Origin of the sequence: Burkholderia sp. lig30, assembly GCF_000687455.2 — a bacterium.
Lineage (GTDB): Bacteria > Pseudomonadota > Gammaproteobacteria > Burkholderiales > Burkholderiaceae > Burkholderia.
In genome coordinates this window covers 67,186-88,521 of record NZ_JGVW01000056.1, presented here as the reverse complement: position 1 = coordinate 88,521, position 21,336 = coordinate 67,186, and the positions used below count along the sequence as shown (strand labels likewise).

The following is a 21,336-nucleotide window of genomic DNA, read 5'->3' as shown; positions in this document are numbered from 1 at the left end:
CCAAAAACCCCGCGCATCCGCGCGGGGTTTTTTGTTGTCCGGGCAGCGGCGGGTCCGTCCGCCGCGCCGTCGTCAGTGGCTGCGCCACCAGCGATCGAAGCGCCGCGTGTAGTTCAGGTCGACGCCCTCGAAGGTGCCGCCGTACGCGGAGACCGACCAGAAGCGCGACAGGTTGAGCGTCGCCTTGAACGCGTTGCTGGCCGACTCCAGCCCCTGCTCGTAGCCGAGCACGAGCCGCTCGTTGATCGCCTTCGACACCTGCACGACCTGCGAATCCGTCAGCCCGACCTCGCTGCGCCCGATCGAGAATTCGTCGAGACCGAAGGTCTGCGCGACGCGCTTGCCGGTCGCGCTGCCGAGCAGCGCGAGCGCCTCCGTCATCGCGTTCTGCTGGCCAAGGTTGTTGCCCTGGTCGGTGCCGTGCCCGAACAGCAGCCACGACAGCTTCTCGTTGTCCGCCACGTTCGGCTCCGACACGAGCTTCACGGTCGGCGTCTGGATCGTGCCCGTCACCTGCACGCCCGCCTCGACCTCCTGGTTGCGGCGCATCGCGAGGATGTTGATGCCCGGATTCGACACCGGCCCGTTGAACGTGAAGAAGCCGTTCTCGATCGCGAGCTTGCGGCCGAACGACGTATAGGTCGAGCCTTCGGTCACGCGCACGTTGCCGACCGCGCGCAGCGGCACGCCGGGCGCGTTCATCACGGTGATCGTCCCGCGCAGCCCGAGATCCGCGCCGTGGCCCTTGAAGCGGAAGTTGTTGCCGAGATCGATGTCGACGTTCGCGCGCGGCGCGAGCGACGGCGCCGGCTTCTCCGTCGCCGGCTGAGGCTTCGCGATCGCGGTGCCGGTCTTGGTCTCGCCGCGCACGGTGCCGCCGCCGGGACGCTCGATCACGACGTCGTCGGACAGATGCGGCGCCGACTGCTCCGGCAGGTCGAACAGCGCCCGGTCGACGACGAACTTGCCGTCGATCCCGATCGCGCCGTGCGGCCCCTCGTTCGCGACCGTCGCCTTGCCCGACAGCGACAGCTTGCGGTCCGGCGCGGCGAACAGGTCGAGCTTGTCCGCGACGATGCTCGCCGTCAGGTCGGGCGCCTCGCCGTCGAGCCGCACACGGCCGATCGCGCGCAGCGTGCCGCTGCCGCCGTGGAACTCGACCTGCTGGAATTCGACGAGGTTCTCCGACAGCTTCACGCGCACGATGCCGTCCTTCAACTGCACGCCCTGGTCGACCAGTGTCGCCGACAGGTCGTCGCCCGTCAGCATTCCCGACAGGTTCGGCTTTGCCGGCGTGCCCGCCACCGTGAGCTTCAGCGCCGCGCGCCCGCCGAGCAGGTAGCTCGGCCCGAACAGGCTGCCGGTGGCCTTCAGCGACGGCACGTCGGCGTCGATGCGGCCCGACAGCGGCCCGTCGTCGGCCGGCGCCAGCGCGCCGCCGCGCAGCGCGAACGGCACCGCGACGCTCGCGTCGAGCGTGCCGACGCGGCTCGCGTGCCCGCGCAGCGTCACGTTCAACCGGTTGCCCGCGCCGAACGCCGCACGCGCCGACAGGTCGGTCAGCCCGAGCGACGCGACGCCACGCAGGGTCTCGACGGTCACGTCGCCACTGCGGCGCCGGACCTGCAGCGAGCCGCTCGCCGTCGCGCCGACCGAGAAATCCCAGTCTGCATCGAGGATGACGTCGGTGCGCACGGGCGGCCGCTTGCCGGTCAGTTCCTGGCGGACGTCGAGGAAGCGGGCGACCGACAGGCCGCTCACCGAGCCGGCCGAGCGCAGCTGGCCATGATCGTAGACGAACGACTTCAGGTCGATCGCCGCGCCTTCGAGCACGAGCCGCGACGCGCCGAGCGTCACCCGCTGCCCGGCCGCCGACACGGCGAGCGGCGTCTGCAGCGCGACGGCGGGGGTGCCGCGGTTCGCGAGGCGCGTCACGGTGCCGTCCCAGCGCATCCCGTCGCGACCCTCGGTCAGGCCGCCGTTCGCCGCGAGCGTGACGTCGATCACGCGGCCGCCGGCCGCGCCGAGCGCCGACGCTTCGAGCGTGTGCTTCGCGCGGGTGCCGTCCAGATTCGCGCGCAGCGTCTTGAGCTGCAGCGCGCCGAGCTCGACGTCGCTCGCGTCGGCGGAGAACACGAGGGCGCCGTGCGCGCCGTCGCGGATGTCCGCGCGGCCCTGCGCGGCGCCGATCCGGTTCTCGCCGAACACGACGCCGCGGGCCGTGTAGGTCGCGCTGACGTTCGGATGCGCGAAGCTGCCCGTCAGATCGCCCTGGGCCCTGACCAGCCCGGCGACGCCGAAGCCGAGGCGGTCGAGCTGCGGCGCGTCGACGGCGAAACGCAGCCGGTCGCCGGGCGCACCGAAGCTGCCGTGCAGCTCGACGCGGTTGCCCGCGATCGACAGGTTCGCATTGCTTGGCAGGATGCGCGCGCCCGCCAGCTGCACGACGCCCTGCCCGGTCAGCGGCACGCCGTCGTAGACGCTGTCGCCGAGCTTGAAGGCCGCCCGGGTCGAGAGCGCCGGCGCGAAGCCGCCCGATGCCGTCAGCGTGCCGTTCACGCGCGTGGCGCCGCGCGGCCCCTGCGCCGCCGGCGCACGGCCCGCGCCGGCTTTCGGCGCGCTCATCGCGGCGAGCAGCAGCGGATCGAATTCGGTCAGCGTCGCCTTCGCGTCGTAGCTCGCGCGCGCATCGTGGCGGAACACGCCGGTCAGGTCGATGCGCCCCTTGCCCGCCGTCACGCGCGCGTCCGTCACCACGGTCTGCTGCGGCGTCAGCACGACCTTCGCGCGCGCGCCGAGCGCCAGCTTCGGGTCGGCCAGCGCGAAATCGACGGTCTGTGCGCCGGGCGCGAGCGTCACGGCGAGCGGCCCGGCCAGCCGCATCGGCCGCAGCTCGGCCACGAACGCGTTCAGGTCGAGGTTGGCGACCTTGAGGTCGAAGCGGCCCTTGCCGCCCGCGAGCGCGCCGCCGCCGGTCACGCTGCCGTCGCGGACCAGCCGCAGCGCCAGACCGTCGATGCGCTGCGCATGCGCGTCGAGCCGCACGTTCGCGCGCGCGTCGACGAGCGGCAGCAGATGCTCGCCGAGCACGCCGGGCTTCGCGTTGACGATCGACACCGGGCCGGTCACCGCAAACGCGCCGGGATGGGCCGGATCGGGCGGCGCCGGCGCCAGATCGGCGCGCACGGCAAGATCGGCGGCCGGTGCGCCCGGCGCGATCGCCTGCGGATTGACGTGGTCGAACGCGATCGACGCGCGCGTGAGCGGCACCGGCGCGAACGGCGACGCTTCGACGTGCGCGCGGCCGGCCAGCTTGAGCCCGCTCGCGTCGACATCGGCGACGAGCGCCTCCAGCGAGCCGGACACGCGCGCCCGCGCGTCGACCGGCTCGTCGGCCAGCTTGCCCGCGTAGGTCGCATCGCCGGTGAGCGCGAACGGCCGCACGCCGTCGAGCGTCGCGCGGGCGGTGAGCGCGCCGAACGGCGTATCGAGCCGCTCCAGCGCAAGCGTGTGGCGACGGCCGTCGCTGCGCGCGCGCAACGCCAGGTTGTCCAGTTCGGTGGTCGAGCCGGCATCGTGGATCGTCAGGCGCTCGACGCGCAGATCGTCGATCCTCAGCTGCAGCGGCACGCGCAGATCCTGCGGCAGCACGGCCGGCGTCGACGGCCCCGGCGCGATCCGCACGTCGATCGTGCCGGCCCGCAACGAGCCGACCGTCAGGCGCAACGGCGCGCGGGTCAGCGCCCAGCGGCCGGCGACGCGATCGATCCGCACTTCGGTGCCGGTGCCGCCCGGGCTGGTCCATGCGAAATCCGACAGACGCACGCCCGTCGCGAGCGCGCCGCCTTCGAGCGTGCCGGACAAGCGCCCGCCGAGCACGCTCACGGCCGCCTGCCACGCCAGCCGCGTGCCGCGCTCGGTCGTCACGGCAGCCAGCACGAGGCCCGCGGCCAGGACGACGATGACCGCGATGCCGGCGAGCGTCCGGGCGAGGCCGCGAACGACGCGCGGCCCGCGGGGCGCGCGCGGCGCATCCGCGCCGGCGGGCGGTTCCGGATCGTGAGGCGGCGGGGTGTCGGGTGCGTCCTTCGTCATGCGTGTCGTGGTGAATGAACCGGTTCGGTCAGAAAGCGACGCCGAGCGTCAGGTACGGGCGCACGCTCCGGTTGCGCAGCCCGTAAGCCAGGTCGAAGTTGATCGGCCCGACCGGGCTGCGCCAGCGCGCGCCGATGCCGACGCCCGGGTAGAACACCTTCTCGCCCCACGCGTCGGCCGCCGTGCCGATGTCGAAAAACGTCGCCGCGCCCCAGTCGCGGTTGAACCAGTGCTGGTACTCGGCCGTGCCGGTCAGCAGGTACTTGCTCGGCAGCACCGAGCCGTCGACGCTGTTGCCGATGCTCTGGTAGCTGTAGCCGCGCACGGAATTCGAACCGCCCGCGCGGAACAGCAGCGAGGCCGGCACGCCCGACGAGCTGCCGCTGGTGAACACGCCGCCCAGCTCCGCGCGAAACACGAACAGGTCGCGCTTGCCGAGCGGCAGGTACTGCTGGCCGCGTGCGTAGCCGCGGATGAAGGTCTGGTCGGTCAGCGCGCCCTTGATCGCGAAGCCTGCCTCGGCGTGAATCAGGTTGCCCGAGCGCGGGAACAGCGGGTCGTCGACGTTGCGCCGCGTCCACGCCCACTGCGGCACCAGCGCGCGGCTCGTGGTCGGCCCCGCGCCGTTCTGGTCGAGGCGGTCCTGATAGAACATCAGCGAATACGCATAGTCGATGTACTGGCCGCTGCGGGTACGCTGCACGCCGCCCCGCGCGCTATAGATGTGCGTGCCGGCGACGTTCGTGTTCGTGTACGACGCGAGCGCGCTGTTGGTCCACGCGCGCGTGCCGGGCGGCATCGACAGCTGGATCTGCCCGTATTGCTGGATCTGGTCGATGCGGCCCGACACGGTCAGCGGCCACGCGGCGCCAAAGGTGTCCAGGTACGTGTACGCGCCCTGGATATGCGGCCCGGTGTCGGTCGCGTAGCCGACCCCGCCGCGCACGCTGTTGTACTGATACTCGCTGACCTTCACGTGCACCGGCGTGCGCTCCGGCTTCTCGCGGTCGTCGGCGACGTCGATCGCCACGCTCGCGTAGTACGGGGTGCTCTGCAGCTGGCGCTGCAGTTCGGCGATCCGCTGCACGTCGTAGATCGCGCCGGCCGACAGCGGATTCACGTTGGTGACGATCTTCTCCGGATAGCGGCGCACGCCGTCCACGTCGAGCTCGCCGATCGTGAAGGTCGGCCCGCTGTCGAACGTGACCGCGAGCGTCGCGCGCCGCGTGAGCGGGTCGATGCGCGCCTCGGACGCGGTGATCTTCGCGCCGAGATAGCGGCGCGACTGCAATTGCTTCAGCGCCGCATGCTTCGCGTCGTCCCAGGCGCCCTGCGTGAACGGCTCGCCCGCCTTCAGCGAGAACGCGAAGCGCGTCGCGGCCTCCTGCTTCGGGTCTTCGGTCTCGACCGGCCCGGTGAAGGTCAGGTCGACCGACGCCACGCGCGTCTCCTGTCCCGGGTCGACCGCGACCGTCACGCGGCGCTTGCCGTCGCGCGTGCGCACGTCGGTGCGGACGACCGGCGAGAAGTAGCCCTCCGTCGCAACCAGGTCGCGCACCTGCTGCGGCGTCGCGGTGACGAGGAAGTCGAACTGGTCGCTGCCGAGATCATCGCGCTTCGCGAAGCGCGCAATGTCGAGGTGCTGCTTGAGCAGCTTGCGGATCGCGCGCGGCGCGTCGATCTCGACATCGTATTTCGCGTACGCGGGCAGCGCGGCGAGCAGGGTCAGACAGCCGGCGAGGACGGCGCGCGCGGCACGGCGCGCGGCACGGGCCGCGGATCGATCGGCACCACGCGCGGCGGCCCGTTGCTGTCGTTGCTGTCTCGCCTGTCCTGCCAAATAAGACCTCGCTGCCGGTTGGATTACAAAACCCTGTATTTGACCACACCCCGGCGGCCGCGCCCGCCTGCGCGCCGCGGTGACGCTTGCGCGCAACGCCCCGCCGCAGGCGCCGGCCCGCGGGTTCGACGCGCGATTCGCACCGGCTGTTCCGCGCGTTGCGGTAAAATCCCGCCATCGTCCATCCCGGCGCATCCGCGCCGCCTGAAACGGAAAGCCAAGCCATGCCGTACCAATCCGACGTCACGCAATTCCTGAACCAGCTCAAGCAACAGAAGCCGACGCTCGAAGAAGAGCAGCGCAAGGGCCGCGCACTGCTGTGGGACAAGCAGCCGATCGACCTGGACGAGCGCTCGGCACAACAGACGTCGCGCGTGAAGCAGACGTCGTACGTCTACTACCAGAACTTCTGACGCCGTGAGCGCCGCCGACGAGGCCAGCGCCGCCCCGCCGGAACACGCGGTCGCCGCGCCGGCGGGCGCCGACTCGACGCCCGACACGGTCGACGGCATCGCGGCGTTCGCGCGCCTGTACGGCGAGCCGCTCTTCAAGCTGCCGCAGGATCTGTACATCCCGCCGGACGCGCTCGAGGTTTTCCTCGAAACGTTCGAAGGCCCGCTGGATCTGCTGCTCTACCTGATCCGCAAGCAGAACTTCAACGTCCTCGACATCCCGATGGCGCAGGTCACCGCGCAGTATCTCGGCTACGTCGACCAGATCCGCACGACGAATCTGGAGCTTGCCGCCGAGTATCTGCTGATGGCCGCGATGCTCATCGAGATCAAATCGCGGATGCTGCTGCCCGTCAAGAAGGCCGACACCGGCGAGGAAGCGGAGGATCCGCGCGCCGAGCTGGTGCGGCGTCTCCTCGAATACGAGCAGATGAAGCTCGCCGCGCAACGCCTCGACCGGCTGCCTCAGCTCGGCCGCGACTTCCTGCGCGCCGAGGTCTACATCGAGCAGAGCATCACGCCGCGCTTCCCGGACGTCGACTCGGCCGACCTGCGCGCCGCGTGGGCCGACGTGCTCAAGCGCGCGAAGCTCGTCCAGCATCACAAGATCTCCCGCGAGGAGCTGTCGGTGCGCGAGCACATGAGCCTGATCCTGCGCAAGCTGCAGAACGCGCGCTTCATGGAATTCGCCGAACTGTTCGACACGTCGCGCGGCGTGCCGGTCGTCGTCGTGAACTTCATCGCGATGCTCGAGCTCGCACGCGAATCGCTCGTCGAGATCACCCAGCCCGAGCCGTTCGCGCCGATCTACGTGCGGCTCGCGTACCTGCCCGCCTGACGCGCCCGAATAGCCACCGAGGCTTGCGCTCGCCCACGCGTAAAAAAGTGAACGATCGTGCTTTTTTCGGTGCGTTACGCGGCCAAATCCACTACAATCCGCCGACGCCCGACGCGCCGTCCCGCGCGCGGTCGTTTTCACCGATCCGACCCCGACGCCGCCCGCCGCGGCGCCAACGCGCATGTGCGCGAGGAACTCGCTAACCGATCATGAAAGTCATCAGCTCGATCCAGGAACTGCGCGACCAGCTGCGCGGACAGAATCGCACCGCCTTCGTGCCGACGATGGGCAACCTGCATGAAGGCCACCTGTCGCTGATGCGGCTCGCGCGGCAGCACGGCGACCCTGTCGTGGCGAGCATCTTCGTCAACCGGCTGCAGTTCGGGCCGAACGAGGATTTCGACAAGTACCCGCGCACGCTGCAGGACGACATCGAGAAGCTGCAGAAGGAAAACGTCTACGTGCTGTTCGCGCCGACCGAGCGCGACATGTACCCGCAGCCGCAGGAATACCGCGTGCAGCCACCGGACGATCTCGGCGGCATCCTCGAGGGCGAGTTCCGGCCCGGCTTCTTCACCGGCGTCTGTACGGTCGTCGCCAAGCTGATGGCGTGCGTGCAGCCGCGCGTCGCGGTGTTCGGCAAGAAGGACTACCAGCAGCTGATGATCGTGCGCCGCATGTGCCAGCAGCTCGCGCTGCCGGTGGACATCCTCGCCGCCGAGACGGTGCGCGACGAAGACGGCCTCGCGCTGTCGTCGCGCAACCGCTATCTCGCGCCCGCCGAGCGACAGGAAGCGCCGGAGCTCGCGAAGACGCTCGCGCGCGTGCGCGAAGGCGTGCTCGGCGGCGAACGCGACCTCGGCAAGATCGAGCAACAGGCCCGCGAGCACCTCGCCGGCCGCGGCTGGCAGCCCGACTACGTGTCGATCCGCCGGCGCGCGAACCTGGTCGCGCCGAGCGCGGCCGAACTGGAGGCCGGCGAGCCGCTCGTCGTGCTGGCCGCCGCGAAGCTCGGGGCAACCCGCCTCATCGACAACCTGGAGATCTGACGGGCGCCGCCCGCCAGTGCAACACCACGTATCAAGGAGTCACCATGCAGCGCCACATGCTGAAATCGAAGATCCATCGCGTGACGGTCACGCACTGCGAGCTGCACTACGAAGGCTCGTGCGCGATCGACGAAGACCTGCTCGAAGCCGCGAACATCGCGGAAAACGAGCGGATCGACATCTGGAACATCAACAACGGCGAGCGTTTCTCGACGTACGCGATCAAGGGTGAGCGCGGCAGCGGGATGATCTCGCTGAACGGCTCGGCTGCGCGCCGCGCGCAACTCGGCGATCTCGTCATCATCGCCGCGTTCGCGGTGGTCGACGAGGCAGAGCTGAAGGCAGGCTGGAAGCCGGACCTCGTGTTCGTCGACGACAACAACAAGATCAAGGGCAGCCGCGACCACGTGCCGACGCAAAGCTGGTCGTAAGTCGCGCAGCGCATAGGCCGGTGCGCGACGCGGCCGGCGTGCCCCGGCCTGCCAGGCCCGATCCGAAGAACCGCCCCCCCGAACGGCGATCCCGCCCCCGGGGTGTTTTTCATCGCGGCCGCGAATCAGTGCGCGTGCGTCGTCCCGGCCACCCGGCCGGCGCGCACGGTCACGCCCGGCGCTCGGCCCATTCGACGATCGGGCGCCACTGCTCGAGATCCTTTTCGACGCGGCTCTTCGCGACGTCCCAGAGCGTCAGCCCGTGCGCGGCGAGCTGCACGTAATTCTGCGTGTCGCGCACGTAGCCGAGCACCGGCAGCTTCAGTCCCTCGACGAACCGGTGCAGCTGCTCGGCCGAACGCGTGCGGGGATCGACCCGCATCCCGACGATCCCGATCTCGACCTTGCCCTTGCGCACCGCCTTCTCGCCGGCCAGACGCTCGAGAAAATGCTGGGTCGCGAGGATGTCGAACATCGACGGCTGCAGCGGCACGATCACCCTGTCGGCCAGCTGGAGCGCGACATTGAGCCGGTTGCCGTGCAGGCCGGCCGGCGTGTCGATCACCGCGTATTCGAGGCCGCGCGGCGGCTTCGCCGACGAATCCGGTTCCAGTTGCCAGCTCTCGATGAGCGGCAGCGTCGCCGGGCGCAGGTCGAGCCACGCGTGCGCGGACTGCTGCCGGTCTAGATCGGCGAGCGCGACCCACGCGCCTTGCGCCGCGAAATAACCGGCCAGATTGGTGGACAGCGTGCTCTTGCCCACGCCGCCCTTCGGATTCGCCACTACGATCACCGTCATGAATTCTCCCGGAAAAGCCGTGCGGCGCCGGCCGTCGGGCAGGCGCCGCCAGAATGCGGATGCAGGGAGCGATGATATCGGGAAATGCGGCGCGACCGGAACCGCACGGCGGCCGCGAGGCTGCCGCGGGATGGCGCCGCGTCAGGCGACCTGGCGGGCGACGGCGGCCTGCCCGTCGAGCGCGACGCGCAGCGGCGTGGCCGCAAAATCGTTCAAGCGGCTCGGGTTCATGTCGGATGCCATGCGAAATGTGTCGGGATGACACGCACCAATTCAAACCAAAATCGCCGATAAATACGTCAACCTTCTTAAATTGACGCCCTATTGGAATCAATTTGAGCAAAAAAAGGGGCATGACTGCACATGCCCCGCTCCCGATCCGGTCAATAGCCGCCCCGGCCCTGCGGGGGGCCGGAATGGCTGGACGACGTGCCGCTGTCACTGCCCGGGCTGTACGAATCGCACGCATGAACCGGGGTCCACGCCAGCCATCCCGCCAACAACACGCACCACCAGCGAGCCTTCATCATCGCGCTCCTCCGGGCGGACTTCCGCCCTGCTTTGGTTGTACGTCACGCAGCGAAAAATGCGAGGCCCGCATCAGCGAAACGCGGCGTACAGCGCCGGCAGGTCGACGTGCGCGGCGATCGTGTCCGCGAGCCGCTCGAGCGACGCCTCGCGCAGCGCCGGATAGTCGATCCGCGCGGCCCCGTCGAGGCCGGCCCACGCGAGCAGCGCGGCGCACGCATCGGGGGCGTCGAACAGCCCGTGCACGTAGGTCGCGAGAATCTGCCCGTCGCCGGACAACGCGCCGTCCGCGCGCGTGCCGCCCGCGTTGTCCGCGCTGCCTTCGCCCTCGCAGCCCTCGCCTTCACCTTCGCCGTCGGCCGCCAGCGCGAGGGCCGGCGACGCGAGCGCGGGGCCGCGCGTCTCGCCCATGTGGATCTCATAGCCGCGCACGGCCGCGCCGCCCGGCAGCGCGAGACGGCCGGCGACGTTCTTCAGCGTCTTGTCCGGCTGCAGCGTGGTCGTGAAATCGAGCAGACCGAAGCCCGGCACGCTGCCCGGCGCGCCCTCGAGGCCGAGCGGATCGTCGAGCGCGCGGCCGAGCATCTGCATGCCGCCGCAGATGCCGATCACCTTGCCGCCATAGCGCAGGTGCCGCTTGACGACGTCCTCCCAGCCCACCGCCCTGAGCCAGGCCAGGTCGCGCTGCACGCTCTTCGAGCCGGGAAGGATCAGAAGGTCGGCCGCGGGCACCGGCCCGCTCTTCCAGTACGTGAACTCGACTTGCGGATGCACGCGCAGCGGATCGAAATCGGTGTGGTTGCTGATACGCGGCAACGCCGGCACGACGACGCGCAGCACGTCCCCGCCTTCATGTGCGGCGCCGCTTCGGGCCTGCGCGGGCAACATGTCCTCGGCGTCGAGCGTGAGCCCGTGCAGGTAAGGCAGCACACCGAACACCGGCTTGCCGGTCTGCGCCTCGAGCCAGTCGAGCCCCGGCTTCAGCAGCCCGAAATCGCCGCGGAAGCGGTTGATGACGAAGCCGCGCACGCGCGCGCGCTCGCTGTCCGACAGGCACGCGAGCGTGCCGACCAGATGCGCGAACACGCCGCCGCGGTCGATGTCGGCGACGAGCACGACCGGGCAGTCGACACGCTCGGCAAAGCCCATGTTCGCGATGTCGCCGTCGCGCAGGTTGATTTCGGCGGGGCTGCCTGCGCCTTCGACGATCACGGTGTCGTAGGCCGCGCGCAGCCGCGCATACGATTCGAGCACCGCGTCGAACGCGACCGGCTTGTAGTCGTGATACGCCCGCGCATTCAGGTTCGCGCGGGCCTTGCCGTGGATGATGACCTGCGCGCCGCGGTCGCTCGTCGGCTTGAGCAGCACCGGATTGAAATCGGTATGCGGCGCGACGCCGGCCGCGAGCGCCTGCAGCGCCTGCGCGCGGCCGATCTCGCCGCCGTCGGCGGTCACCGCGCTGTTGAGCGCCATGTTCTGCGGCTTGAACGGCGCGACGCGCGCGCCCGCGCGGCGCGCGAGGCGGCACAGGCCCGCGACGAGCGTGCTCTTGCCCGCGTCGGAGGTCGTGCCCTGGATCATCAGCGTGCCGGCCGGCCGCGCATCGGGTGCATTCATCGTGTCAAAGGCATGGCAAAGCGAAGGCCGCATTATCGCCCGCGCCGTTACAATCACGCGATGATTCCGCACGACCTCACCTTCGTCCTCGGCGGCGCCCGCTCGGGCAAGAGCGCGTATGCCGAGCGCCTTGCCGCCGACAGCGGCCGCCCCGTCACCTATGTCGCGACCGCGCGCGCGCTCGACGACGAATTCGCGCAGCGCATCGCGCATCACCGCGCGCGGCGGCCCGCCGAGTGGGGCTTCGCCGACGCGCCGCTCGACCTCGCCGGCACGCTCGCGCGGCTCGACGATCCGGGCGCGTGCCTGCTCGTCGATTGCCTGACGCTGTGGCTCACCAACCTGCTGTGCCCCGCCGACGGCGAGCCGCTCGACGACGCGGCCTGCGCGCAGCGCGTCGATGCGCTCGACGGCTCGCTGTGCCGCGCGCGCGCGAAGCTGATCGTCGTCAGCAACGAGATCGGGCTCGGCGTCGTGCCGCTCGGCGCGATGACGCGCCGCTACGTCGACGAACTCGGCCGCCTCAACCAGCGCGTCGCGGCGCGCGCAACGCGCGTCACGCTGCTGGTTGCGGGCCTGCCCGTCGCGATCAAGCCGGGAGCCTCGCCATGCTGATGCTGTCGCTGCCCGCCGTCGCGATGCTCGCGGTGATCGGCGCGCTCGTCGACCGCAAGCTCGGCGAGCCGGCCAACGCGCACCCGCTCGTGGCATTCGGACGGATTGCCACCCACCTCGAACGCGCGCTGAACACCGGCACGCTCGGCCGCCTCGCCGGCATCGCCGCGTGGCTCGTCGCCGTCGCGCCGCCGGTGGCGGTGTCGTTCTGGCTGGCAGCCACCCTGCCCGCGCCGCTCGCCGCCGCGCTGCACGTCACGCTGCTGTGGTTCGCGCTCGGCGCAAAAAGCCTCGCCGATCACCTCGCGCCGATCGCCGACGCATTGCGCCGGCACGACCTGCCCGGCGCGCGCGCGCTGACCGCGCGGATCGTGTCGCGCGACACGCGTGCCGCCGACGAAGCGGCGCTGTCGCGCGCGGCCGTCGAATCGGCGCTCGAGAACGGCAACGACGCGATCTTCGGCGCGCTGTTCTGGTTCGTCGTCGCGGGCGGCCCCGGCGCGCTGCTGTACCGGCTCGCGAACACGCTCGACGCGATGTGGGGCTACCGCACGGCGCGTTTTCTGCGTTTCGGCTGGGCGGCGGCGCGAATCGACGACGTGCTGAATCTGGCCCCCGCGCGCCTGACCGCCGCGAGCTATGCGCTGCTCGGCGACACGGCCACCGCGTGGCGCTGCTGGCGCACGCAGGCGCGCCACTGGGACAGCCCGAACGCCGGCCCGGTGATGGCCGCAGGCGCGGGCAGCCTGAACGTGCAGCTCGGCGGGCCGGCCGTCTATCACGGCACGGTCGAGGTGCGTCCCTCGCTCGGCGCCGGCGCCCCCGCCAGCGCCGCGCACATCGTCGCCGCGCTGTCGCTCGTCGCGCGCACGCTGGCCCTGTGGCTCGCGCTGCTCGTCGCCGGCGCCGCACTCGTGATGGGCGCATAACATGTCCGACACACGCATCGCACACGGCGGCAACCTGCACGAAGCCGCACGCCGCCACGGCATTCCGCACGACGCATGGCTCGACCTGTCGACCGGCATCAATCCGGCCGGCTATCCGGTGCCGCCCGTGCCCGCCGACGCGTGGCGGCGGCTGCCCGACGACGGCGACGGCCTCGCCGCCTGCGCCGCCCGCTATTACGGCGCGCCCGACGCGGCGCACGTGCTGCCCGTCGCCGGAAGCCAGGCCGCGATCCGCGCGCTGCCGGCGCTGCTGTCGCACGGCGGCGCGGGCGTCGCCGCGCTCGCATACGGCGAATACGCGCCGGCCTTCGCGCGGCACGGTCATGCGATCGAGCCGCTCGACATCGCATCGGACACGTTGCCGGCATCGTTGCGCCACGTCATCGTCGGGAACCCGAACAATCCGACGGCCGAACGCGTTGAGCCCGGCCGGTTGCTCGGCTGGCACGCGCAGCTGTCGGCCCGCGGCGGCACGCTGATCGTCGACGAGGCATTCGCAGATACCGGCGCGAGCGGGTCGCTCGCCGCGCACACGCATCGCGCGGGCCTCGTCGTGCTGCGCTCGGTCGGCAAGTTCTTCGGGCTCGCGGGCATCCGCGCCGGCTTCGTGCTGGCCTGCCCCGAGCTGATCGCCACGTTGCGCGACACGCTCGGCGCGTGGACCGTCAGCGGCCCCGCGCGTCACGCGGTGGCCGCCGCGTTCGCCGACGCGCCGTGGCAGGCCGCGGCGCGCGCGCGGCTCGCCGCCGACGGCGACCGGCTCGCGGCGCTGTTGCGCGGTCACGGCTTTCACGTCCACGCGACGCCGCTGTTCAGCTGGACCGCCGATCCGCGCGCCGCGGCGCTGCACGACGCGCTCGCGAAGCACGGGATCTGGACGCGCTACTTCGCGCAGCCGTCGAGCGTGCGCGTCGGCCTGCCGGGCTGCGAACACGAATGGCAGCGTCTGTCGGATGCGCTCGCGCAATGCGTGCCGTCGCTGCGCGCTGACGCACGATGACCCTGCGCCGCCCGCTCATGTCCCCGCTCGCCGCCGCGCTGCTCGCGCTGGGCGGCGCCATGCACGCGCACGCGGACGTCAGCGCGCGCGACGACACCGGACACACGGTCACGCTCGCCGCACCCGCGCAACGCGTCGTCAGTCTCGCACCGCACGCGACCGAGCTGATCTTCGCCGCGGGCGGCGGCGCGAAGCTGGTCGGCACGGTCACGTACAGCGACTATCCGCCCGCCGCGCGGGCCGTGCCGCGCGTCGGCGACAACAAGGCGCTCGACCTCGAGCGCATCGCCGCGTTGAAGCCCGACCTGATCGTCGTCTGGCGTCATGGCAACGCCGAGCGGCAGACCGACGCGCTGCGCGCGCTGCACATCCCGCTGTTCTTCAGCGAGCCGAAGCAGCTCGACGACGTCGCGGCGACGCTCGGCCAGCTCGGCATGCTGCTCGGCACGCAGCCCGTCGCCGATGCGGCCGCCGCATCGTTCCGGCGCGAGATCGGCGCGCTGCGCGCGCGCTATGCGTCGCGCGCGCCCGTCACGGTGTTCTTTCAGGTATGGGACCGGCCGCTGATGACCCTCAACGGCACGCATCTCGTCAGCGACGTGATTCGCCTGTGCGGCGGGCGCAACGTGTTCGCATCGCTCGAACCGCTCGTGCCGACCGTCTCCGACGAAGCCGTGCTCGCGGCGAATCCGGAAGCGATCGTGACGACGCGCGCCGGTGCGACACCCGCGAACGACACGCTGCCCAGCCTCGCGCGCTGGCAGGCGTGGCCCTCGCTGACCGCGGTCGCGCGCGGCAACCTGTTCGCGATCGACGGCGACCTGCTGACGCGTCCGGCGCCGCGCATCGCGCAGGGCGCGGCGGCGCTGTGCGAGGATCTCGACATCGCGCGCAAGCGGCGGCCGGCACGTTGACACGTTGACGCACGCTCACGCGTCCCAGTGCACGATCTCCCAGATGCCGCGCGCGGCGTCGCGGCGCAGCCAGACGATGCCGCCCAATGGCACGGGCCGCGCGAGCAGCGCATCGAGCGGCACGCCCAGCGCGTGCGATGCGAACGCACGCATCACGCCCGCATGGGTGACCGCCCACTGCGGCGCACCGGCCTGCACGGAGACATCGAGCACCTGCGCGACGCGCGCGGAGAACTGCGCGACGCTCTCGCCGCCATGCGCGCACGCATGCATCAGGTCGGCCGCCCACGCATCGAGCGCCGCGCGATCGATGTCGTCCCAGCGCTGCATCTCCCAGCTGCCGAAATCCATCTCCTGCCAGCGCGCGTCGCGTCGCAGCGGCACGCCGAGCGTCTGCGCGAGCCGCGCGCCGACCGACGCGCACCGCGTGAGCGGGCTCGACCAGATGCACGCCGGCAGCGGCGCGCGCAGGCCCGCGAGCCGCTCGCGCACCGCCTGCGCCCCCGTGTCGGCCGGCGCGGCGAGCGGCACGTCGCTGCGGCCGTAGCAGACGCCGGGCGCGACATCGACAGCCGGATGCCGGATCAGGACGAGGTCCATCCCAGCACCACGAGATAGATCGCAAGCTCGCTCAGCTGCTGCGCGAAGCCGAGGCAGTCGCCGGTGTAGCCGCCGATCCGTTTCACGAAATAGCGCGCAACGCACGCGCGCAACACGATCAGCACCCCGAGCGCGGCGAGCCCCGCGCGCCAGTCCGGCCAGAACAGCCACGGCAGGCCGAACGCCGCCGCGACGAGCCAGGTGCGCGCGCGCATCCGTTGCGCGACCGGCTTCGCCTTGCCTTCGGGCCGCACGTAATCGAGCGATACGAGCAGACTCACGGCCGCGGCGCGGCTCGCGGCATGCGCGGCGACGAGCGTCCACGCGGCGCGCAGCGGCGGCAGCGCGGCGAGCGCCTGCCATTTGAGGCCGAGCGCGATCACGAGCGCGACCGCGCCGAACGTGCCGATCCGCGAGTCGTGCATGATGCGCAGCACGTCGTCGCGCGTATAGCCGCCGCCGAACGCGTCGCAACTGTCCGCGAGCCCGTCCTCGTGGAACGCGCCGGTCGCGACGAGCGTCGCGGCCATCGACAGCCCCGCCGCGATCGACGCCGGAAACATGCGCAGCGCCGCGAGGTAGACGAGCGCGCCCCATGCGCCGACGCACGCGCCGACGAGCGGGAAGTAGCGCGCGGCCTGATCCAGGTCGCCCGCCGCGTAGCCGATCCGGCGCGGCACCGGCACGCGGGTGAAATAGCCGAGCGCGACGAAGAAGTAGCGCAACTCGGCGCGCATGCCGCCGGCGCGCTCAGGCGTCACGATCGTCCACGCCGGCGGATTCGAAGCTCGCCATCCCGTTGAGGAACGCCGCCGCCGCGCGCACGAGCGGCAGCGCGAGCGCCGCACCGGTGCCCTCGCCGAGCCGCAGGTCGAGCGCGAGCAGCGGCCGCGCATCGAAATGCGCGAGCATGCGCCGGTGCCCCGCCTCGTTCGATGCGTGTGAGAACACGCAGTATTCGCGCACGGCCGGCGCGAGCGCGTCGGCGACCAGCAACGCCGAGGTCGCGATGAAGCCGTCGACGAGGATCGTCATCCGCGCGCTGGCCGCCGCGAGGAACGCGCCCGTCATCATCGCGATCTCGAAGCCGCCGAAGGTCGCGAGCACGTCGAGCGGCGCGCTCGCCTGCGGATGACGCGCGAGCGCGAGCTCCAGCACCGCGCGCTTGTGCGCGAGGCCGGCATCGTCGAGGCCGGTGCCGCGCCCGACGCACACGTCGATCGGCTCGCCAAGCAGGCGACTCATCAGGCAGGCCGCGGACGACGTGTTCGCGATGCCCATCTCGCCGAAGCCGATCACGTTCGTGCCGAGCGCCGCATGATGACGCACGCGCGCCGCGCCCGCCGCGAGCGCGGCATGCAGCTCGTCGCGCGTCATCGCCGCCTCGTGCGCGAAATTGCGCGTGCCGCGCGCGACCGGCAGCGAGATCATCTGCGAGGACACGGGCAGCGGCGACGCGACGCCCGCATCGACGATCTCGAGTTCGCTGTTCGCGACGCCCGAGAACGCATTGATCGCCGCGCCGCCTGCGAGGAAATTCGCGACCATCTGCGCGGTCACCGCTTGCGGATACGGGCTCACGCCTTCCGCCGCGATGCCGTGATCGGCGGCGAACACGATCGTCACCGGACGCTGCACGGACGGACGCCCGCTGCGCTGGATCATGCCGAGCTGCAGCGCGAGCGCCTCGAGCTGGCCGAGGCTGCCCGGCGGCTTGGTCTTGTGGTCGATCGCGTGTTGCAGGCCGGCGCGCAGCGATGCATCGAGCGGCGCGACGTCGGGCAGGGAAAAGGTCGGATTCATCGGAAGGTCGCCTGGTGTGCGCGGCAGCCGCCGCGCGTCGTCAGTGGAAGACAGCAGAAAAAGGTTCATCGCCGCTCCGGCCACGCGGGCAGCAACGCGTCGCGGCCGCCGTCGCGGATCAGCACGAGCGGATAGCCGAACGCGTCGCTCGCGCGCTCGGGCGTCAGCACGTCGGCCACCGGGCCCGCCCATGCGCGGCCGCGGCCGTCGAGCAGCAGCGCGTGGGTCGCGAAGCGCCGCGCGAGGTTCAGGTCGTGGCACGAGAACAGCACGGTGCGCGCGCCAGCGTCGAGCCACGCGGTCAACGCGGTCAGACAGTCGATCTGGTGATGCAGGTCGAGATGCGCGAGCGGCTCGTCGAGCAGCAGCAGCGGCGCGCCCTGGCACAGCGCGGCCGCCAGCGCGACGCGCTGCCGCTCGCCGCCGGACAGCGACAGCACGTCGCGCCCGGCGAATTCGGACAGGCCGAACGTCGCGAGCGCCGCGCGCGCGGCGTCGCGATCCTCGGGCCGCTCCCAGCCCCAGCCGCCGAGATACGGAAAGCGGCTGAGCAGCACGGTATCGAACACGGTCGCGCTGAATGCGTCGTGCAACTGCTGCGGCATCAGCGCGCGACGCTGCGCGAGTCGCGCGCCCGGCCATGCGCCGAGCGGCCGGCCGTCGACGACGACATGCCCGCCAGCCGGCGCCTGCAGCCCCGCGAGCGTTGCGAGCAGCGTCGTCTTGCCCGCACCGTTCGGCCCCGCGACGCACCATATCTCGCCAGCCCGGAACGCCTGCGTGAAGCCGCTCAGCAACGTGCGCGCGCCGGCCGCGAGCGTGAGGCCGACCGCGACAAAGCCGGCATCGGTGGATCGGGCGCTCATCGCATCGGCCTCCTCAACAACATCCACAGGAACACCGGCACGCCAACCAGCGCGGTCATCACGCCGACCGGCAGCTGCGCGGGCGCGATCACGGTGCGCGCCAGCAGGTCGGCCGCCATCACGCCGCCGCCGCCCGCCAGCATCGCGGCGGGCAGCAGCATGCGCTGGTCGTTGCCGAACGCGAGCCGCAGCGCATGCGGCACGACCAGGCCGACGAAGCCGATCGTGCCCGCGGTCGTGACTGCGGCGGCGGCGGCCAGCGACGCGACGAGATAGATCCGCACGCGCAGCCGCGCGACCGGCACGCCGAGCGCGAGCGCCGTCGCGTCGCCGCGCAGCAGCACGTTCAGTTGCGGCGCGGCCGGCAGCGCGACGAGCGCGGCGAGCGCGAGCGCGCCCCACGCGAACCACGGCGGCGCGACGCCGTTCAGATCGCCGGTCAGCCAGAAGATGATGCCGCGCAGCCGCGCATCGGGCGCGAGCGACAGCAGCAACGTGACGAGCGCGCCCCACCCCGCCGCGATCACGACGCCCGTGAGCAGCAGGCGCGGCGACGCGTCGCGCAGCTCGCCGCGCCACAGTTCGCGCCGTGCGAGGCCGAGCACGAGCAGCATCGACACGAGCGCGCCCGCGAACGCCGACGCATCGACGAGCCACCACGCGCTGCCGGCGATCATCGCGACCAGCGCGAAGCCGGCCGCGCCACCCGACACGCCCAGCACGTAGGGCTCGGCCAGCGGATTACGCAACAGCACCTGCAGCAGCGCGCCGGCGAGCGCGAGCAGCGCGCCGCATGCGAAACCCGCGAGCGCGCGCGGCAGCCGCAGCGTGCGGACGATGTCGCCGAGCAGCGCGTCGGCGCCCGCATGCGGCACCAGCGACGCAAGCGCGTCGAGCGGCGACATCGGCACGCTGCCGAGGGTCAGCGACGCGACGAACAGCGCGGCGACCGCGGCCGCGAGCGCGGCCCAGATCGCCGCGGCGCGGGCGGCGCTCATGCGGCGTGCCGCCCGGCGCGTGCACGCCCGCACCGCGCCGGCTTACTGCTGCTGCCAGCCGATCGTGACATAGGCGCCGCGCCGCGGAGTGTTGTACGCGTAGGCAAGCTCGTAGTCCTTGTCGAAAAGATTGTCGATGCGCGCGCTCACGTACCACGCCTTCGTGATGTCGTAGCGCGCGGAAAGATTGACGACCCCGTAACCGCCGAGGGTGTTGCCGGAGTCGTTGCGCGCGCCACTGACGAGCCACTCGCCGCCGACCCGCCAGCCGCCGAACGCGCGGCTCGCCGCGAACGACGCGAAGCGCCGTGCGCGGCGGTTCAGATCCTGATTCTGCGTTTCGTCGACCGGATTCTGCAAGGTCGCCGCGACCCGCACGTCGGTCTTGCCGACGTGCCCCTGCCATGAGCCTTCGAGGCCCTGCACCCTGGCCTTGCCGACGTTCTGCGCAATATAGTAGAAGCCGCTCGCGTCTGGGCGGTAGTCGATCAGGTCCGTGTAGTCCGTCTGGAATGCGGTGACGCGCAGCACGCCGAGCGCATCGGACGCGTACTGCAGCGCAGCCTCGACCGAATGGCTGCGCTCGGGCCGGATCGACGGATTGCCGGCGAGCGGGTAATAGAGGTCGTTGAAGCTCGGCGCGCGAAACGCGTCGGAGTAGCTGGCCGTGATCTTCCAGCGGTCGGTCAGATCGAGGCCGTAGCCGAGATACCAGGAATTCGCGCCGCCGAAATCCGAATACTGGTCACGCCGCACGTTCGCCTGGAATTGCTGCCGGCCGATGCGCCCGGTATAGCCGAGCCAGCCGGAATTCACGTGCCGCTGCGGCGCCGAGTACACGTCCGACGCGAACTGCTGGTCGAGATGCTCGTAGCCGGCCTGGATCGTGTGATCGGGCGCGAGCCGGAAATCGTTCTGCCACGTGTACTGGCGATTGTCGGTGTCGAAGCGGTTGGTGTAGGCGCCGTTCAGCCGCGACTGGCTGCGATCGTTGCCGGCCGCGATGCTCAGGTGCGTCGTCCAGCCGTCGAGCACCGTGCCGTTCGCGAACGCGCGCACCTGCTGCACCTTCGAGTACAGGTTGTTCAGGTCGGTCGGCGCGCCCCACGCATCGTCGAAGCTGTTGTTGCCGCTCGACTGGAAGTAGCTGACGCCCGCATCCCAGCTCCCGTCGAAACGATGCCGCAGCGACGCCGCGACGCTTTCGTTCAGGTAGCCGTTCGCGTTCGGGTTCGCGTTCGGCTGCTTCGCCGGATCGAGCGCGGAAAAGCCATCGTCCTTCGCGCGCGCGAGCGACACGCTGAAAGTCGTCCTGCCGTCGTCGTCGAGCCGGCCCGACACGCCCGCCTGCTGCGTCTGCGTGTGATAGCTGCCGTAGCCGACCGAGAAGTTGAAACGCGGCGGATGATTGCCGCCGTCCTTCGTGAAGACCTGGACGACACCGCCGATCGCGCCCGAGCCGTACAGGGACGACACGTTGCCGTTCACCACTTCGACCCGCTCGATCTGGTCGAGCGGCAGCTGGCTGATCTGCGCCTGCCCGAGGCTCGCCGAATCGATCCGCACGCCGTCGATCAGCACGAGCGACTCGGTGGATTGCGCGCCGCGCAGGAACAGGCTCGCGCTCGCGCCCGGCCCGCCGTTGCGCACGATCTGCGCACCCGGCACGAACGCGAGCAGGCTCGGCAGGTCCGCGCCCGCATGCGCGGCGATGTCCTGCCGGTCGAATACGGTTGTCTGTGGAATCGCGTCGGCAAGCGCCTGCGGGCCGCGCTGCGCGGTGACGACGATCGGGGCAAGCGTGGCGGCACCGTCGGCATTCGCGCCGGCTGGCACCGCGTCGGCGGCGGCCGCGGCCTGCGCGGCGGCGGCGAGCGGCAGCCCGCATAGCGCGCCGAGCGCTGTGCGGGCGATTGGGGTCAGCATCGAAGAAAATCCCGT

The 21,336-nt window shown here is 71.4% G+C and carries 18 protein-coding genes; 8 read left to right on the top strand and 10 right to left on the bottom strand.

What is annotated here, in order from left to right:
- Window positions 1–72: 72 nt before the first annotated feature.
- Both LIG30_RS06530 and LIG30_RS06525 read right to left on the bottom strand, forming a co-directional pair.
- Entirely contained in the window at window positions 73–4,095 is a 4,023-nt protein-coding gene (locus tag LIG30_RS06530; RefSeq protein ID WP_038710648.1) for a translocation/assembly module TamB domain-containing protein, read from the bottom strand.
- A 28-nt stretch (window positions 4,096–4,123) separates the two neighbouring features.
- Window positions 4,124–5,935, bottom strand: coding sequence for an autotransporter assembly complex protein TamA (locus LIG30_RS06525; protein ID WP_038710647.1), 1,812 nt, complete (start codon window positions 5,933–5,935; stop codon window positions 4,124–4,126).
- Between the two features lie 224 nt (window positions 5,936–6,159).
- Here LIG30_RS06525 and LIG30_RS06520 point away from each other — a divergent pair, with 224 nt between their 5' ends.
- The 4 genes from LIG30_RS06520 (at window position 6,160) to panD (ending at window position 8,705) form a co-directional block, all read left to right on the top strand.
- On the top strand, window positions 6,160–6,348 hold the full coding sequence (locus LIG30_RS06520; RefSeq protein WP_038710646.1) for a DUF3460 family protein: 189 nt from the start codon (window positions 6,160–6,162) through the stop codon (window positions 6,346–6,348).
- A 4-nt stretch (window positions 6,349–6,352) separates the two neighbouring features.
- Window positions 6,353–7,225 carry a segregation and condensation protein A gene (locus LIG30_RS06515; RefSeq protein WP_038710643.1) on the top strand — a complete coding sequence of 291 codons (873 nt, stop codon included), beginning with the start codon at window positions 6,353–6,355 and terminating at the stop codon, window positions 7,223–7,225.
- Between the two features lie 209 nt (window positions 7,226–7,434).
- On the top strand, window positions 7,435–8,274 hold the full coding sequence (panC, locus tag LIG30_RS06510) for a pantoate--beta-alanine ligase (RefSeq protein WP_038710642.1): 840 nt from the start codon (window positions 7,435–7,437) through the stop codon (window positions 8,272–8,274).
- Between the two features lie 44 nt (window positions 8,275–8,318).
- Window positions 8,319–8,705, top strand: coding sequence for an aspartate 1-decarboxylase (gene panD / locus LIG30_RS06505; RefSeq protein WP_038710641.1), 387 nt, complete (start codon window positions 8,319–8,321; stop codon window positions 8,703–8,705).
- A gap of 169 nt (window positions 8,706–8,874) precedes the next feature.
- On the opposite strand, the gene LIG30_RS06500 is transcribed toward panD, so the two are convergent.
- Both LIG30_RS06500 and LIG30_RS06495 read right to left on the bottom strand, forming a co-directional pair.
- Window positions 8,875–9,504 (bottom strand): ParA family protein, encoded by a 630-nt coding sequence (locus LIG30_RS06500; RefSeq protein ID WP_038710639.1) that lies wholly within the window; start codon window positions 9,502–9,504, stop codon window positions 8,875–8,877.
- Window positions 9,505–10,104: 600 nt separating this feature from the next.
- Complete coding sequence (locus LIG30_RS06495) at window positions 10,105–11,649, bottom strand: cobyric acid synthase (RefSeq protein ID WP_038710638.1); 1,545 nt, start codon at window positions 11,647–11,649, stop codon at window positions 10,105–10,107.
- Window positions 11,650–11,709: 60 nt separating this feature from the next.
- Between LIG30_RS06495 and cobU the strand changes: the two genes are divergently transcribed.
- Genes cobU through LIG30_RS06475 form a run of 4 tightly spaced genes read left to right on the top strand, consistent with a single transcriptional unit; the run spans window position 11,710 to window position 15,128 of the window.
- On the top strand, window positions 11,710–12,264 hold the full coding sequence (cobU, locus tag LIG30_RS06490; protein ID WP_038710674.1) for a bifunctional adenosylcobinamide kinase/adenosylcobinamide-phosphate guanylyltransferase: 555 nt from the start codon (window positions 11,710–11,712) through the stop codon (window positions 12,262–12,264).
- The gene (gene cbiB, locus LIG30_RS06485) at window positions 12,258–13,193 is read left to right on the top strand and encodes an adenosylcobinamide-phosphate synthase CbiB (RefSeq protein WP_038710636.1); all 936 of its coding nucleotides are present in this window, start codon (window positions 12,258–12,260) and stop codon (window positions 13,191–13,193) included. Before cobU ends, cbiB begins: the two co-directional genes overlap by 7 nt.
- A gap of 1 nt (window position 13,194) precedes the next feature.
- Window positions 13,195–14,214: a threonine-phosphate decarboxylase CobD gene (cobD, locus tag LIG30_RS06480; RefSeq protein ID WP_038710635.1), complete on the top strand. Its 1,020-nt coding sequence runs from the start codon at window positions 13,195–13,197 to the stop codon at window positions 14,212–14,214.
- A 17-nt stretch (window positions 14,215–14,231) separates the two neighbouring features.
- The gene (locus tag LIG30_RS06475; protein WP_235510218.1) at window positions 14,232–15,128 is read left to right on the top strand and encodes a cobalamin-binding protein; all 897 of its coding nucleotides are present in this window, start codon (window positions 14,232–14,234) and stop codon (window positions 15,126–15,128) included.
- A gap of 15 nt (window positions 15,129–15,143) precedes the next feature.
- Here the strand turns inward: LIG30_RS06475 and cobC are convergent, their stop codons facing one another.
- From cobC to LIG30_RS06445, 6 genes are all read right to left on the bottom strand, one after another.
- The gene (cobC, locus tag LIG30_RS06470; RefSeq protein ID WP_038710632.1) at window positions 15,144–15,728 is read right to left on the bottom strand and encodes an alpha-ribazole phosphatase; all 585 of its coding nucleotides are present in this window, start codon (window positions 15,726–15,728) and stop codon (window positions 15,144–15,146) included.
- Window positions 15,713–16,465 carry an adenosylcobinamide-GDP ribazoletransferase gene (locus LIG30_RS06465; RefSeq protein ID WP_038710672.1) on the bottom strand — a complete coding sequence of 251 codons (753 nt, stop codon included), beginning with the start codon at window positions 16,463–16,465 and terminating at the stop codon, window positions 15,713–15,715. Before LIG30_RS06465 ends, cobC begins: the two co-directional genes overlap by 16 nt.
- A gap of 13 nt (window positions 16,466–16,478) precedes the next feature.
- Window positions 16,479–17,531 carry a nicotinate-nucleotide--dimethylbenzimidazole phosphoribosyltransferase gene (gene cobT / locus LIG30_RS06460; RefSeq protein WP_038710671.1) on the bottom strand — a complete coding sequence of 351 codons (1,053 nt, stop codon included), beginning with the start codon at window positions 17,529–17,531 and terminating at the stop codon, window positions 16,479–16,481.
- Between the two features lie 65 nt (window positions 17,532–17,596).
- Window positions 17,597–18,397 (bottom strand): ABC transporter ATP-binding protein, encoded by an 801-nt coding sequence (locus tag LIG30_RS06455; RefSeq protein ID WP_038710631.1) that lies wholly within the window; start codon window positions 18,395–18,397, stop codon window positions 17,597–17,599.
- A complete protein-coding gene (locus LIG30_RS06450; RefSeq protein WP_038710669.1) occupies window positions 18,394–19,395 on the bottom strand; it encodes a FecCD family ABC transporter permease in 1,002 nt (333 codons plus the stop codon). The genes LIG30_RS06455 and LIG30_RS06450 overlap by 4 nt, the downstream gene beginning before the upstream one ends.
- A gap of 42 nt (window positions 19,396–19,437) precedes the next feature.
- Window positions 19,438–21,321 carry a TonB-dependent receptor domain-containing protein gene (locus LIG30_RS06445; RefSeq protein WP_038710630.1) on the bottom strand — a complete coding sequence of 628 codons (1,884 nt, stop codon included), beginning with the start codon at window positions 21,319–21,321 and terminating at the stop codon, window positions 19,438–19,440.
- Window positions 21,322–21,336: the final 15 nt, after the last annotated feature.